General features: G+C 44.8%; 12 protein-coding genes and 1 pseudogene. 5 read left to right on the plus strand and 8 right to left on the minus strand.

Annotated features, from left to right (window positions below):
* From K6984_RS15020 to K6984_RS15040, 5 genes are all read left to right on the plus strand, one after another.
* A partial coding sequence (locus K6984_RS15020; RefSeq protein WP_221896271.1) for an IS701 family transposase occupies positions 1-726 on the plus strand: 726 nt, incomplete at its 5' end.
* Between the two features lie 20 nt (positions 727-746).
* Positions 747-1,352 (plus strand): phospholipase D-like domain-containing protein, encoded by a 606-nt coding sequence (locus K6984_RS15025; protein ID WP_221896272.1) that lies wholly within the window; start codon positions 747-749, stop codon positions 1,350-1,352.
* Between the two features lie 20 nt (positions 1,353-1,372).
* On the plus strand, positions 1,373-1,609 hold the full coding sequence (locus tag K6984_RS15030) for a hypothetical protein (RefSeq protein ID WP_221896273.1): 237 nt from the start codon (positions 1,373-1,375) through the stop codon (positions 1,607-1,609).
* The gene (locus K6984_RS15035; protein WP_221896274.1) at positions 1,516-2,226 is read left to right on the plus strand and encodes a phospholipase D-like domain-containing protein; all 711 of its coding nucleotides are present in this window, start codon (positions 1,516-1,518) and stop codon (positions 2,224-2,226) included. The genes K6984_RS15030 and K6984_RS15035 overlap by 94 nt, the downstream gene beginning before the upstream one ends.
* Before the next feature lie 104 nt (positions 2,227-2,330).
* The gene (locus tag K6984_RS15040; RefSeq protein ID WP_221896275.1) at positions 2,331-2,660 is read left to right on the plus strand and encodes a phospholipase D-like domain-containing protein; all 330 of its coding nucleotides are present in this window, start codon (positions 2,331-2,333) and stop codon (positions 2,658-2,660) included.
* Between the two features lie 16 nt (positions 2,661-2,676).
* On the opposite strand, the pseudogene K6984_RS15045 reads toward K6984_RS15040, so the two are convergent.
* The 8 genes and pseudogenes from K6984_RS15045 to K6984_RS15080 all read right to left on the minus strand — a co-directional run bounded on the left by K6984_RS15045 (position 2,677) and on the right by K6984_RS15080 (position 16,022).
* Positions 2,677-4,228, minus strand: a pseudogene (locus tag K6984_RS15045) (IS3 family transposase).
* A 102-nt stretch (positions 4,229-4,330) separates the two neighbouring features.
* Positions 4,331-5,629, minus strand: coding sequence for a transposase (locus K6984_RS15050; RefSeq protein ID WP_221893851.1), 1,299 nt, complete (start codon positions 5,627-5,629; stop codon positions 4,331-4,333).
* Between the two features lie 600 nt (positions 5,630-6,229).
* Complete coding sequence (gene pmbA, locus K6984_RS15055) at positions 6,230-7,561, minus strand: metalloprotease PmbA (protein ID WP_221896368.1); 1,332 nt, start codon at positions 7,559-7,561, stop codon at positions 6,230-6,232.
* Positions 7,562-7,783: 222 nt separating this feature from the next.
* A complete protein-coding gene (gene tldD, locus K6984_RS15060; RefSeq protein WP_221896276.1) occupies positions 7,784-9,229 on the minus strand; it encodes a metalloprotease TldD in 1,446 nt (481 codons plus the stop codon).
* Positions 9,230-9,478: 249 nt separating this feature from the next.
* On the minus strand, positions 9,479-10,300 hold the full coding sequence (locus K6984_RS15065; protein WP_221896277.1) for a carbon-nitrogen hydrolase family protein: 822 nt from the start codon (positions 10,298-10,300) through the stop codon (positions 9,479-9,481).
* Between the two features lie 41 nt (positions 10,301-10,341).
* Positions 10,342-13,953, minus strand: a complete 3,612-nt coding sequence (locus K6984_RS15070; protein WP_221896278.1) for a YhdP family phospholipid transporter — start codon at positions 13,951-13,953, stop codon at positions 10,342-10,344.
* A gap of 163 nt (positions 13,954-14,116) precedes the next feature.
* On the minus strand, positions 14,117-15,571 hold the full coding sequence (gene rng / locus K6984_RS15075) for a ribonuclease G (protein WP_221896279.1): 1,455 nt from the start codon (positions 15,569-15,571) through the stop codon (positions 14,117-14,119).
* Positions 15,564-16,022, minus strand: coding sequence for a Maf family protein (locus tag K6984_RS15080; RefSeq protein WP_221896280.1), 459 nt, complete (start codon positions 16,020-16,022; stop codon positions 15,564-15,566). Before K6984_RS15080 ends, rng begins: the two co-directional genes overlap by 8 nt.
* Between the last annotated feature and the right edge of the window lie 130 nt (positions 16,023-16,152).

Raw genomic sequence — 16,152 nt, forward strand, 5'->3', positions numbered from 1 at the left:
ACAGTCACTGATAGCTGGTTTGGCAACAATGACCTATGGAAGCCTGTTTACAAAGCTATCGGAAGCCGGTTTAATATTCTCTCTAGGTTAAGGTGCAATAATGTACTGTACGATCGTCCAGAAAAAAGAAAACCCAAGCAGAGGGGGCGGAATAAAAAGTACGGGCAGCGTCTGGGGGCAGCCACAGACATGGCAAAAAAAGTACAACAAAAGGCCCGATCGTATACCGTGAATCTCTATGGAAAACAGCGTGAAGTCAGGGCTTATAGTCGCGTTGTCATGCTGAAAACATTGAAACGACCCGTTCAGGTTGTCTGGGTGTTTCGTCGCACACAGTGGATTGCTTTGTTTACGACCGATCTAAGTTTATCCGTCACACAGATTATTGAGTATTATGGTGCGCGATGGAAAATAGAATCCGGGTTCAAAGAGCTCAAGCAAGACATAGGGAGTCAGAAAAGTCAGTGTCGAAATGCGCAGGCAGTGACCAACCATTTGAACTTCTGTATGATGGCAACAACGCTGACGTGGATTTACGCGGATCGTTTAAAAACCGATCCGGAACGTCGGCACAAAGTGAAGGGGCGAGCCAGTTTCGCATTTTCAGATATCCGCCGCATCATTGCCGAAGCGGCTTTGGATCCGGATTTTGAAAGGGTTTGCCCCAAATACAGCAGCTCCCCTGTAAATTCGGTGGTAGCCGTTTTATTGCGAATGGTTGCTTGATGAATTTCTAAGAAACTTCAGTGATTAAAAATTCAGCTCAATTAATTATCATCAGTCTATTTTCAGCTTTGTTACTCAGTGCCTGTGCGGATTTAAGCAACAAACCAGATACAGTTCCTGAGTCTGTGAAAACCGATGACTTTGTGACCATGAACTACCAGCAGCGTAGCTGGGTTCCAGCAAGTGACATGCTCTTTGATCCCATCGCAGTAGGTACTAAGGCAGAAGTACTAGTTAACCATGCCAGTACAAAAATTATTGGTCCCTCGTATCAAGATGCGTTAAATTCCCTGGCAGCAGAAATCTGGATGATAGAAAATGCGCAATATACAGTTGACCTGGTTTATTATATTTTCAAGCGGGATACGGTTGGCTATGCAATCCTTGGCGCTTTATGTAATGCGGTAAAACGCGGCGTTGATGTACGTATTATGGTGGATTCTCTTGGCTCGATACACGCTACCCATAAGGAATTAAAAGCACTGGAAACCTGTGCGGATGAAGCTGGTTATATGAAAGATCAGGCTGGTTTTGACACTGCTAATAAAGCTCGGGTTCAAGTTGTTATTATTAACGCCAGGCGCGCCATGCTACCTCACGAAATTCCGGGACTCCTGTCGCCATAATTCGTTCACCTACGCAGCGGATGGGAGATGCCCTGAACGCCCTGCGTCCGCAACGACTACGCACAAAAGCCGCTTCGTCATTACTACCTCACTGGCTGGACGGCTATTCGGAATGCAATTCTTGCTCCTCTCGCGTGCTGCTAGCACACGTCGAATCAGCGAATTGCCCTGTCGCCTATCAGGGACTAAAAATCACCACTTCGCTAAGCTCCGTTTCCATGATTTTCAGCGTTTGTCCAAAGCATTTGTGCGCATGAATCGTCGCTCCCATGACAAGCTTATCGTGAGCGATGGTCATGCGCCAGATAAAGCGGTCATCATGACCGGTGGGTGTAATATATCGGTATCCTATTATGGTATTCATGAAGATGGTTCACCCGATCCAACGGCATATCAGAACCTGGAACTTATTCTCAGGCCTGATTTAGATGCTGAACAGGAGGCGATGACTGTTGGAAGCCTAACCACGCATTACTATACTTTGCTGTCTCTGCATGCGGGTAATAAAAGACTACGCCCCAGTTGGTTCCAGTGGGGTTATCAAGAAGAGCGAGAAAAAGCTCAGGAAAAACTGTTGTTCGTTAAAAATATTCCGGCTATAAAAGCAAGCCTGGCGAAAATGCCTGACTTTTTGAACACAGGGTACAGCTCATCAAAGGTAAAACTGGTACACCAGCTAGATAATTTGACTAATGAGAATGTTGTGAGTGATGCACTAGAAAACCTGCACCATAATCTCAATTCAATTCATAATATTGGTCATGCGCTGGCTACGCACATGATTGAGCCCGTAAAAACATTACGCCAGACTTCTCCTTACTACTTTCTGGCCAGGTATGATAATAAGCAGGCGAAGTCTCCTTTGACTCGGTAAAAAATGCGTATCGATGGCTAGCGGAAAATCCGGATAGTAACATCGAGCTTATTACTAATTCGGTATTGACCAGTGATAACTTTAGTGCGCAGGCTGTCATTGATATGGAAACCGCACCACGTTTACTGTTATCGCCAGAGCTATTGGAACAATGGCTGGCAGGACTGGATGAGGGTGAGTTTAATCCTGAGCTAGTTGAAAGCGAGGCATGGAAAAAGAGTATAAATAACCCGCGCATAAAAATTTACCAGACCGGAAAACTGGATTCAGTGCTACTGGGTGGTGACCAGCATTATGGCAAGTTACATGCAAAGTTTGTTGTTATGGGGGATGTTGGCTATGTTGGGACATCAAACTTTGATTATCGTTCCAGGCTGTTCAATAATGAATTTGGTTTTTATTTCAAAGGACATGAGCGGTGTTTTTCAAGATAGTTTTCGCCTAAATTATTTAAGCCGCTTCATCAGTCCTGTCAGGATTTAATGAAACTGGCCCTGTAGCATCCCAGTTTCTGGTTGAGCCAGACCATCTGGAAGGTTTTTCTTTTTTTCTTTTTTCTTCTGGAGATATAATTTATCTCGCATTTCAAGAATATTTTTGTCTTTTCCTTCATGTCGTTCCGCAGGTGTGACGAATTTTATTTTGCTGTGCCGGTGCTCGTTGTTATACCATTCGACAAAGTTACCTACCCATTCCCGGGCTTCATCAAGACTATCAAAGCCACTGCCAGGCCAGTCAGGACAATACTTTACCGTTCTAAACAAAGCTTCAGAATAAGGGTTGTCATTACTCACTCGTGGGCGGCTGTATGAGCTGGTTAAGTTTAAATCATACATTTTGCTGCGCAAGGTGAGTGATTTCATTGGTGCGCCATTATCAGAATGGAGCACCAATGGGTTATACATCATTTTTTCCTTTAATAGGCTACGCTCAAGTAGTGTAGCGGCATCTTCGCCACTTTCTTGTTCATACACTTCAGCCCCGACTATTTTTCGGCTATAAATGTCCTCTATCATATATAAATAGTAGAACTGACCCACGATGGGTGTTGGCATGTAGCTGATATCCCACGTCCATACCTGGTTCGCTTTTTCTGCGATATAACTCGTTGGTTTGGAGGTGTTTTTGCGCTCTTTAGCCCGCCCTCTATGTGTGACTTGTTCTGCTTTATGCAACACTCGATAAAATGATGATTCGGAGGCAATGTAGATGCCTTTGTCTGCCAGGATAGGGACGATTTGACTCGGTGGTAAATTGGCATACTCGTCCTCATTACAGGTCATTAAAATAGCAAGTTGCTCATATTCGCTTAATTTATTATTAGGAGATGGGCGTATGGCATCCGACCTTCTATCGGCCTCTACTCCTCCGTTAACTTGCCAGTTTTGTAAGGTACGAATGCTGATACCAACAATATCACAGGCTTTGCCCTTTCTGGCACCTTGTCCAATGGCTTCATTGATCCATGTGACATAATTTACGCGCTCTGAGTGAGGAATTAAGCGTCCTCGTTTTCCTCCCAGAGCGCATCCAGCTTTTTTCTAAGCACCAATAAGGCCGCTGTTTCTGCAAGTACTTTCTCTTTGCGATTAAGCTCTTTCTTTAATTTTTTGTTTTCACTACGTAATTGTTTTAATACGTTTTTATCTGTTTTTTCTTGCGTCACGTTTTGCTCTGATCCTTTAATAAAATGGGTCTTCCAGGACTCAAGTTCAGCTTTATAAAGCCCACGTGTACGACAATATTCATTACACTCTTGCTCGCTCAGGGTACTTGTTTCTATAATGGCTGATAATTTTCTCTCGGCTGTCCACTGTATAGGAGAATGGCTTGTGTTTTTAGTGTTTTTTCACTTCTTATCAACATAAGTTTGCTTCCACGTATACAGCGTTCCGTAAGGAATATTTTCGGCCTTAGCTAATTCAGGTACGCTCATATTTAAGGGGGGAAGCATTCTGTTAATGATGGCATCTTTTCTTTCTTTTGGGTATTGAGTTGTCATGGTTTTATTTTTCCGCCCCTTGTTTGAGTTATTATTTTTCAAATAAGGCGAAAACTATCCTGACACGGGGGGTGAGCTTTCAGCGATTTAGATAAAGTTTCATCAGTGTTCCCCTATCAATTGATGCCGTGAGACTAACCTCGCCACAAGAGAGCTCATAAAGCACTGTAAAGACATTCCTGTTATTATTGCGTTTTGAACTGCCCGAATGGTATACGAGCTGATACGAGATATTCTTGCCTGGAAAAATAATGGATTCACAAAACGATCTCGTTTTTGAGCCTGTTGCTGCCTTATCTCCAGAGCCTCGCTATATTTTTTATCCGATGGATGAATCAATTCTGGCTGTTGTGTTTTTGAACTCTCTTCAAACACGCGCATTAAATTATAGCTCATTGCAGTCAGGCGCATTTGATTTTCAAGTGAGCGGGTATTGGAAGACCAAGCTTTAGTTTCCTTGAAATTACTTTTAGTGTTATTGAATGTCTTTTCAATCGTCCATCGCTTGAAATACAGCATGGCAATGGTTCCAGGGTTAATAGTCATTGGCAAGGTTGTCACAAACCGGTGAAGTTTTCCGGTTTCTGGATCACGGTAATCCACCACGTTAAATTTGATGCCCTTGTTTTCGTACACACTGTATGCTTCAACCCCTGTATTGATCTCATGGCGGGAGTCAAAAGGGATAGACTCAACCAGAGTCGCAATTGAATTTTCTTTTAGCATTGAAATCATGTAATTAGCATGTCGTTTCTGCCGATCCCACCAGACAAAGTCGGTGACGGCTTTATCGTAGACATAGAGATGTTTCTGAGAGCTGTTATTTCCCTTGTTTTGCTTTTCAATATGATCTCGTAACACAGGTATTTCTTGATGCCTCTGAGTTCCGTTTGTCACCAGACAAAGAAATCTGAGCAACCCACTTCTGAGATTCAACGCGTAAATCCCCCCAGCCGCATAAACTTTCCCCTTGCTGTTTTTTTCAGTATGGCAGGCATGATCAATAAAATGTCCATCCGCTGCTTCTATGGTGTATTCGTCAAGTTCCGGGAATGCTTTAAGATAATCAATGCCTTGCGACAGCAGTGTTTCAGCGTGAAGATGATAGCTCTGCTGTTCAAATGCCTCAAGCATACTTGTTCGTCTATGCGACTTCAGTGATTTAAAATACGTTGAGTGGGGAAGCAGCTGGCCATAAATCTGTTCATTGGTTTGGAGGAAATGGCGACCACTATCGACTACACTGATACAGCGTAATAACCCAAGGCGAATAAAGTCGATATCCTTCAACTCTGGGCATGAACGAGCCCACAAAGGATGACGCTCTGCTAACAGGGAACGTTCCATACTTTCATTGCAGTGTTGGTGAATATGTTCAGAGAGTGGTAGGTCTTTAAGCATGGGTGATATCCGTTTATGAGGTGATTAAAACGGAAATTTTTAGAAAAATTTTTTCGGCAATTGCAAGCTTTATTTGAAATTATTTGTTGTTTTTTTACGGTGCCTACAGAGTGTCTATTTTCTGTTATAAGTGATTAAAATCAAAAAGATGGAAATATTCGAGTGGTGCTACCTTCAGGTAGGTTATAGGCTGCTTTGTTTAGGTACTTCTTCTTTCAATGGGAACACTGATGTAAAGTTTATGAAAACCTGGAAGCAAGATCCTATCTTTGGGGAAGTACTGAGTGGCTGGAAATGCGTAAACAGCTAATGGCTCAGGACAGCAGTAAAGCAAGCACAACGCGTAAGCAGCGCGGACTGTATAAAACTCTGAGTTTTACAGGATTGGAAAAGCTTTTCTAGTGAACCATAGAAACCTATCTGCCGTTGCCAGAGAAATCTCCCATAGTCATTGTGGCGGAGGAATTAAGATAGACGGCCACGCCTATGGCTAATACGAGCGCGATGACCTTGGCTATGTTCTTTACTTGTGGGGAGATTTTCATTACTAAAGCCTCGTTGTGATTTTAGGGCAAAAAAACATTCGGCATTGCTAGCATCTTACTCTCCGGCAATTGCCATTTCTTCAATTAAAATAGAGCCAGTACGAATATTACCACGTTCATCTATATCATTGCCGACTGCCAGTATCTGCTGGTACATATCTTTTAGATTACCGGCAATGGTGATTTCCTGTACTGGATATTGAATCTCACCCTGCTCTACCCAGAAGCCGGAAGCCCCTCGGGAATAATCACCGGTAACCGGGTTTACACCCTGCCCCATTAATTCGGTCACTAGCAGCCCGGTATCCATTGTTTTTAGTAACTGGGCTAGGTCTTGATTGCCGCTATTAATGCATAAATTATGTACGCCAGCTGCATGCCCAGTAGACTTCATCGCTAACTTACGTGCGGAATAAGTGCTTAATAGATAAGTATTTAGTATGCCATCAGTGACAATTTTATTGGCTTTGGTGCTTATTCCTTCAGCATCATAACAAGCACTGCCTAATGCACCTGGCAAATGAGGTTGCTCGAAAATATTAATAAAATCAGGGAAAATTTGCGTATCCAGGCTGTCGAGTAAAAACGAGGACTTACGATACAGACTGCCACCACTAATAGCGCCAAGCAATGAGCTGAGTAGGCCACTGGCAATTTCGGCAGAGTATATTATCGGAGACTTTCGGGTGCTTAAACTGCGACCTCCCAGTCTCTGGATTGTTCTTTGCGCCGCTTTTTTGCCGATAAATTCAGCACTTTCCAGTGCATCTGCATTGCGCGCAACGCTGTACCAGTAATCGCGCTCCATATTACCATCGCGGTCACCTATGACAGAGCAACTGATGGAGTGGCGGGTAGATGCATAGCCGTTCAAGAATCCCAGGCTATTGCCAAAGATACGTATACCCTGGTATGTATCAACCGATGCGCCTTCTGAATTGCTAATATCTGCATGATATTGACGCGCACTATCTTCGCAGCTTATCGCAAGTTCAATCGCATCTTTAGCACTAATATTCCAGGGATGGTATAGACCCAGGTCTTTAAATTCTGTAGCAAGCATTTCTGATTCTGGTAAACCTGCATAAGGGTCTTCACTGGCATAACGCGCAATCGTGCATGCTGCAGTTACTGTTTCTTTAATGGATTGCGCTGATAAATCGGTACTACTGGCTGAGCCTTTTTGCTGGCCAAAGTAAACCGTTACTCCCAGACCTTGAGAGCAGTGATGTTCTACAGTTTCTACATCACCGAGACGGGCATTGACCGATAAGCCCGTGTCGATACTTAGACCCGCATCTGCAGCACTAGCGCCTTGTTTTTTTGCTTCTAGCAATAAGTCGTGAATGGTCATTTCCAGGCGACTGATTTCTTCTTGAGTTTGCATAAATCTATTGAGTTTAAAATAAGGGACGGTGTCGGTGCTATGAGGTAAAGAGACTATAAAAGTATTAGATATTGATTCGGAAAGTGGGCTTCTGTAGGCTGGGATAAAGCTTGTGTAGCGCAAGCGTAACCCCAGCTTTTCATGTTGCTGGGTTTCGTTCCTCAACCACAGCTTGCTTTGAAAGCTTTCACATCCAGATTTTCAATAAAAGCCTGCCTACGATTATACATTTGTACCGCCTACGGTTAAGGCATCAATTTTCAGCGTGGGCTGGCCGACACCCACAGGTACACTTTGGCCTTCTTTACCACAGGTACCGACGCCGCTGTCCAGAGCCAGGTCGTTGCCGACCATGCTGACGCGGGTTAGTACATCTGGGCCATTTCCGATCAGTGTCGCGCCTTTGACCGGCCGGGTGATCTTGCCATTTTCAATTAAATAGGCTTCGCTGGCTGAAAAGACAAATTTACCGGAAGTGATATCCACCTGACCGCCGCCAAAATTCTTTGCATATAAGCCATTTTTAACTGATTGCAGGATTTCCTCCGGGTAGCTTTCACCTGCCAGCATATAAGTATTAGTCATACGCGGCATCGGGGTGTGTGCATAGGATTCACGCCGACCATTGCCGGTAGGCTGAACGCCCATCAATCGGGCATTCAAGCGATCCTGCATATAGCCCTTAAGAATGCCATTTTCAATTAAGGTGGTGCATTGAGTCGGTGTGCCTTCATCATCTATAGGCAGCGAGCCACGCCGGCCTTGCAAAGTGCCATCATCAACTACAGTACACAGTGGCGAGGCGACGCGTTCACCGACTCGGCCACTAAAGGCAGAAGTGCCTTTACGGTTGAAATCACCTTCTAGTCCATGACCGATGGCTTCATGTAATAAAATACCTGGCCAGCCGGAGCCTAGAACTACCGTCATGCTTCCTGCTGGAGCAGGGACTGCGTCCAGGTTAACCAGAGCCATTCTGACCGCTTCCCGGGCATAGCCTATTGCTCGATCCTGTTCTAGAAAATAAGTGTAATCAGCACGCGCACCTCCGCCCATGCTGCCTTGTTCGCGGCGGTCTTTATCTGCAACAATTACGCTGACATTCATACGCACTAAGGGGCGTACATCACCGGCAAGTGAGTCGCCCTGATTAGCAATCAGAATATGATCCTGTACTCCTACCAGGCTGATAATCACTTGCTCGATGCGTGGGTCGAGTTTACGCGTCTCGGTATCAATTCTGCGTAAGAAGTCTACTTTTTCCTGGTCGCTTAAGGATTTAAGTGGATTAGCCGGTGCATATAACTGTGGATAAGTATTATGCGTGGGCAGGGCGAGTCTGGCGGTCTGTCCCTGGCGGGCAATGGCCTGGACATTACTGACTGCAGCTAGCAATTCCGTCAGGTCGATTTTATCGCTGTAGGCAAAACCGGTTTTCTCACCGCATAAGGCACGTACTCCTGCACCTTGTTCTATATTATGACTACCTTCTTTGATAATGCCATCTTCCAGTACCCAGGATTCATAATGACTGGACTGAAAGTAAATATCGCCATTATCAACTGCACCATCGAGCAACTGATCCATAACCCGATAGATATTACTTTCCTGTAAGCCAGCAGGAACTAAAATAGCCTGTTTGGCTAACTTTAGAGCTGAGTTGTCCATTATCCTAGAAACCGCAGTTGAGCACAGGTTTTGTGGAAAATCTGCGTGCGAAAGACAAGGCACAGCTCGCAGGCAATGGCCGTAGTCCTTGGCAAGAGCTGTAACGCAGTATTTCGTGCGCAGATTTATTCACAAAGCCGTGAATCGGGGTATATTCACCTAACAGGTGATAAGTATTAATATTCATTTTATATTCTAATCAGTAGCTTATAGTGTTTGATAGGGATCAACTGCGGTTTCTAGGATTATTTACCCACAAATAATCTGGCGGTGCTGTAGCACAGGAAAGGATTCGCGTGTCTTATGCAGGCGTGCCAGATCTATATCTGCAGTCACAAAACCTGCATTGCTTTTATGACAATCCAGCACTGCACCCCAGGGATCTACGATCATGCTGTGACCATAGGTCTGCCGGCCGTTGACATGGAAGCCGCCCTGATTCGGAGCAATCACATAACATAGATTCTCGACCGCGCGTGCTCGAAGCAATAGCTCCCAATGCGCTGCGCCAGTTTTATGTGTGAATGCGGAGGGCAAGATCAAGATTTCCATACCTTGCTGCTGCATGGTACGAAATAGCTCGGGAAAACGCAGGTCATAACATACAGCAATGCCTAATTTACCAAAAGGACTGTCGATCACCAAAGGCTGGTTGCCCTGGGAAATAGTGTCAGATTCGCGATATACCTCGTCACTACCCGGGACGTGAACATCGAATAAGTGAATTTTGTCATATTTTGCAACCCGTTCGCCCAGCTCATTGTAGACCAGGCAGGCTGCCATGACTTTGTCGGCATTATCAGGGTCGGCAATAGGTATAGTACCTGCCACGATCCAGACGGCATAGCGTTTAGCTGTATTTGCCAGGAAGTCCTGAATTGGCCCCGAACCATCGTGTTCTTTCTGGCTGATCTTGTCTGATTCATGCTGCCCCATAAGGGCAAAGTTTTCAGGCAGGGCGACTAATTTTGCACCGGCATTGACGGCTTCGTTAATCAGCCGCTCGGCTTCAATCAGGTTGGAACTGATATTGGGGCTGGATGCCATTTGAATGGCGGCACATCTACTCATATATCTATCTCAAATAACGCTGTGTCTTAAATATGGCGTGGTTATGGGGTGTCAGTCAGGTCGGCATTAAACTGGCGATTGATTTTGAAATTCTCCCAGCTGCCTTTTATTTCATATAACAGGCTTACAATCAGGCCGCCCGCATGTTCATTACCAACAAAGGTTTTACTCACTGCATTGGCAACATTGCCGATAATTGTACCAGCAATTGGGAACTTAGGTAGGACAGTTGCCTGCAGATCAATTTGCTCGGTGGTGAGGTTAGTGTTGCCAGAAATATACATTTTTGCCGGCATGGCGTTAATCATTAAATATTTAGTCGTGACTAAACCGTCATTAATACTGAAATGCCCGGTTGCTTCAGAAAAACTTAAGCCTGAGTCGGTAATATCAGAAAAATCAAAGCGTAGGCGCTTGCCTATTTTCCATATGTCTAGCGCTCCTAGTACTCTTCCCAGACCTGGATCTACACCAAGAATTCGGCCATCAGACAGGTGGCTGTCTATGGAGCCAGAAAGAGCGCTCATCGATATATCATAAGGGGCTGATGGCCAGTTAAGTACAAATTGCAGATCGGCTGTTGTATTTAAAATATTATTAGAAAGCTGGTTTTGCTTTAGAAACATGCCAAAATCCTCACTGAGAAATACTCCCGAAATGGAGCTGGATTGTTGCTGATTATCCTGATGCCAGTAGCCTGACAGCGATAGACTACTGTTCAGTGATTTAATCTCAAAGTGCTTGGTTTCCAGGCCCAGGTCAGTGGGTTGTGTCTGCAATTCCAGTTTCCCCAGGTTGATATTATTCCAGTACAATTCCTGACTTTTTAGTTTGATGCTCGGCAGGTTTTGTACTATCAGTGGTTCGCCATTAGTTTCCAGCTTAATCTTTTGTAATGCACTAAGGTCTAGTTCTTTTAGTGCTAAACTGAGTTCAGTTTTATGGTTAAACTCTATCGGTATAAATACACTACCACTGGCGATCGGGGTATGAATCAGACCTTGCCAGTGTGGTGTGATTTTTTTCAGCTTAATTTCTACCCGGTCCTGTAATGCCAGACGGTTTTCATAGGTAAGATTAAAGGCATCAATACCTGATGGCGCGATACCTAGTTTTATCGATAGGGGATGCTTCTGAATTTGAGGCTTGGAGAATGGCGCAAACAGAATAGCTGTGCCGACCAAGTCCGAGTTTAATTTAATCGTGCATATTTGTTCACTATCTATGGGGAAGTCTAATGCGATCCGGTAAGTGCTGGTACCCTGAGCATGGGCCCATAAGGGATTAGGGAATTGCTTAGCTAGCTGTGCAATGGACATTTTTCCTGTGACTTTGGTTGAGATCGCCTGCTCGTCTGTGTTAAGTACGGCAGTCAAAGGGGACCCCATTGATATTGCAGTGATATTCTGGCTATAGACCCCGTTCTCGGTGAATAGGAAATCACCGCTAATATTGGAGATTTCCAGGTCTAAAGGCACAATGACGGCGTTTGCATCTTTGGTCTTTGCGCTTATATTTACGTGCAGAGCTTGGTCATACAGAGGTACTTTAAGGTCAATATTAATATCTGTTGCACCTTGGATACCAACAACTTCGTCAATTGCTGTTACCAGGCCTTTGAATGGGGATTGCAATAAATACCGCACTGCATGGGCTAAGCTGCTTTTTACCTTGCCGGTAATGTCGATATATTGACTGGAGCTAAAAGAATCAATAGCAACATTTATATTTTGAATGCTGCTGTCATTGGCGTGCCCCTGCTGAATATTAATATCCATGCTATTTGAGAAAAAGCGTACTTCTGCCAATACTCCCTGGATATCATGCCAGTCAGGCGCATAGTGTAGCTCTACATCTTTGGCATCAAATAAGACCTCAAAAACACCTTTGCGTTGCGGGAACGGATAACTGGGTAATGCCCCATGCAGCAATATTCCGCCTTGCTTAACATGGCCTTTAATAAAAGCCTGGTCTACCCAGGCCACAATTTGCTCGTCTAAAACACCCGCAGGGATAAGCTCTGGGGCATCAGCTGCATTACCTATATCAAAGGAGTTCTGCATACTCATAAAAGCTGGCTGGTCTGCATGCGCAAAAGTGAGGTCACATTTTGTGCGGGTTTTGAAGTAGGCCGAGTTTAACTCCAGTAATGGGGTGCTGAGTACCCATGCGCCATCATGTTGCCAATGTAAATTACCCAGGGCGTGGTTAAACTGTAATGGCTTTCTAAAGATTTTTGGCGCATTCAAATTAAACTGGGGTGAATCTATCTGAATCATGCCTTGCTGATCAGAGCCTTTTATATAGAGGTTCAGGTTTTTTACCCCTGGGGTTGCATCTATCGGTTGGCTGTTAATGGCTGATAACTGTCCATTAATCGCGAAGGTTTGTTGCGCAGGATTGGCGAGTAGCAATAGCTCTTTGACCTCCCCCTGTAAAGCAAGTGTTTTTAATTGCTTATGCTGCTTTTTAGGCAGGAGCTTGCTTAGCAATATAAACTTGCTAATGGGCTCCAGCAGTAACTGTGGGGCGTTAAGTGCCAGATGGGTTAAATTTGATTCTGCATCCAGTTCCAGTGCCAAAGCAAATTGAGCCAGTGCAACAGTATTATTTTTTGAACTCAATAGCAGGTCTTTTATACCCAGTTGCCATTGTTGCTGGTGCTGTTGCAAGAGAAATTTCACTGCAAGCTGATTGATAGGAACCAAAGCATTATGCTTATCAGTTATCGCGGCATTGCTGAGATCTAAGTTGCCGCGCATCTGTGTCATTTGCTCTGCCTGCCATCTGCTCCAGATACTGAAGTCAACTCTGCCTTGAGTAAATGCAAAACCAAAGGGCAAGTCGCCAGTAATGAACTTTTTCAGATGGATATCCTGTCCTTGAATAAACAAGCGCGCATTAACACTCTTTGGGACAAAGATATTGCCGCGAAAATGCATCGCTAGGAATAGCGATTTTCCGAGGGACTCGGGGAGCTCGGTTTTAATATAGATCTGGTGCTGGTCGGCATCATTTTTCAGCGTGATATTGATATGCTTCAATAGCACTGGCAGAGCATTGCGTTTTTCATCATGCCAGAGTATTTCACTATCAATTAGCTTGTATTGCCTCCCGCGTAACAGCCAGGTAGGTTGCGGGTCATCATCCGCGCTAGGTAGACCCTTAATATTGATACCGCCAGATTGCAGTCGGGTTACCGAAAGTTTTGCACGAAAAATAGATATTTGTATGGCTTCCAGCAATGGTTTGCGGATGGCTGTGAATATGCTGAAACCCAGGTGAATTTCCTGTAATTGCACCGGGACGGCTTGATCTTGTCCAGAATGTACCTGAATATTTTTTAGCGCAAGCTCCGGTTTGAATCCATTCAGTACCCCTTGTATATTTGCAATAGTTACTGGCGCGCCTAGTTGCTTACTGACAAGGGCTTCTATATCTGCTTTGTAAAAACCCAGTTCGGAAAGCGCATAACGCAGGCCGCTAATGCCGATAGCAAAAAGCAGTGTCGCCCAGAACAGAATATGCACTAAGCCCCATTTAATATGGTGTAACATTTGACCTAGAAACTGCAGTTGAGCACGGATTTTGTGGAAAATCCGTGCATGAAAGTCAAGGCCCCGCTCGCAGGCAATGGCCGTAGCTCTACGCAAGAGCTGTAACTCAGGATTTCGTGCTTAGATTTATTCACAAAACCATGAAGCGGAGTACACTCACCCAGCAGGTGATTAGTTTTTACGATCATTTGTGTAATATTCAGGTGTTTAAGATTTTAATAACGATCAACTGCGGCTTCAAGGTTCATGCACAGTGCTGTTAGAGTAAAACAACATCATATTGTTCCTGGCTATATTCGGACTCGGATCTGAATTTAATGCGAATATTCAAAAAATCCTCTAGTTCTGATAGCACGTCAGCTTCTTCATCCAGCAATTTTTCTACCACTGGATGGGAGGCCAGAACCAGAATTTCTTTGACGTTGTATTGCTTGACTTCACGAATGATTTCACGAAAAATTTCCAGGCAGATCGTTTCTGCGGTTTTTAGTTCACCTCTGCCCTCGCAGGATGGACATTGCTCACAGAGGATATGTGCCAGGCTTTCACGGGTACGCTTGCGCGTCATTTCTACCAGACCCAGCGCTGAAACTTCGGTAATTTTTGTTTTTGAATGACATTTTTCCAGGGTTTTTTCCAGCGCACTTAGCACGAGTGACTTATGCTCCTCGCTTTGCATATCGATAAAATCAATAATGATAATGCCGCCTAGATTACGCAGTCTTAATTGCCGTGAAATGGCCTGTGCCGCTTCAAGATTGGTTTTAAAAATCGTCTCTTCCAGGCTCTTGCCGCCGACATAGCCCCCAGTATTAACATCAATTGTAGTCATCGCTTCCGTCTGGTCAAACACCAGATGACCTCCTGACTTTAAGACGACTTTACGCCCCAGGGCTTTTTGAATTTCGTCTTCGATATTATAAATTTCAAATAACGGCCGCTCGCGAGTGTAATGCTCGATGATAGGCACGATATCAGGCACAAATTCTTCAGCAAATCTAATCAGGCGCTGATGGGTTTTGCGCGAGTCCACTTTGACCTTTTCAATATTATCGGTATATAAATCGCGTAAAGTGCGCACACTCAAGGGCAAATCATTATGAATAAGCGCCCTGGGCTCAGCTGCTGGAATTTTTTCCTGAATGGAATCCCATAGTTGCAGTAGAAAGAGCATGTCGGATTCCAAAATAGACTCATCTATACATTCCGCAGCAGTTCTTGCGATAAAGCCGCCTGATTGATGCTCTGCCTGAAAGGCATCCTGAAAGGAGCGTAGACGCGCGCGTTCTGGCTCATGCTCTATACGTTGGGACACGCCACCTTTGACAGCATAAGGCATATATACCTGATAACGGGATGGAATGGATAATTCGGTGGTTAAGCGTGCGCCTTTGCTGCCGATGGGGTCTTTGGTAACCTGTACGATGACGTGCTGATTTTCAATCAGGTAATGCTCGATATTTTCCGAGCCCTTTTCATCCAGCTCTTTACTGGATAAGCCGGAGATATGTAAAAATGCGGCACGCTCCAGGCCGATTTCAATAAAGGCGGCCTGCATACCTGGCAACACACGACAAACAACACCTTTATAGATATTACCAATTAAACCAAGTTGGCGAGTCCGCTCAATAATAACTTCCTGCACAACACCATTTTCAACGATGGCAACGCGAGTTTCCGGCGGGGTAACATTAATCAGAATTTCTTCACTCATGGAAAATATTTATTCCTTCATTACTTAATAGTTGGGCTGTCACATACAGGGGCAAGCCCATAATACCTGAAAAACTGCCGCTAATGGATGCGACAAAAATACTGGCTAAACCCTGGATGGCGTATGCACCTGCCTTATCAGTGGGCTCGCCTGTGTGCCAGTATTGTATAATTTCCTGCTCGGAAATGGCACGAAAAGTAACATCCGAGATGCTGACTATCTGCTGAATTTGCTTGCCACCGCTGAAAATCATGGAAACGTAGCTTAGCGAAGTGGTGATTTTTAGTCCCTGATAGGCGACAGGGCAATTCGCTGATTCGACGTGTGCTAGCAGCACGCGAGAGGAGCAAGAATTGCATTCCGAATAGCCGTCCAGCCAGTGAGGTAGTAATGACGAAGCGGCTTTTGTGCGTAGTCGTTGCGGACGCAGGGCGTTCAGGGCATCTCCCATCCGCTGCGTAGGTGAACGAATTATGGCGACAGGAGTCCCGGAATTTCGTGAGGTAGCATGGCGCGCCTGGTACTGATACCGCGCTGTATACCTGATGAGTGCTGGCCGATAGCAGACTTAACATCTCGAT

This window comes from Bathymodiolus japonicus methanotrophic gill symbiont (assembly GCF_019721995.1).
In the GTDB taxonomy this organism is placed as follows: domain Bacteria; phylum Pseudomonadota; class Gammaproteobacteria; order Methylococcales; family Methylomonadaceae; genus Methyloprofundus.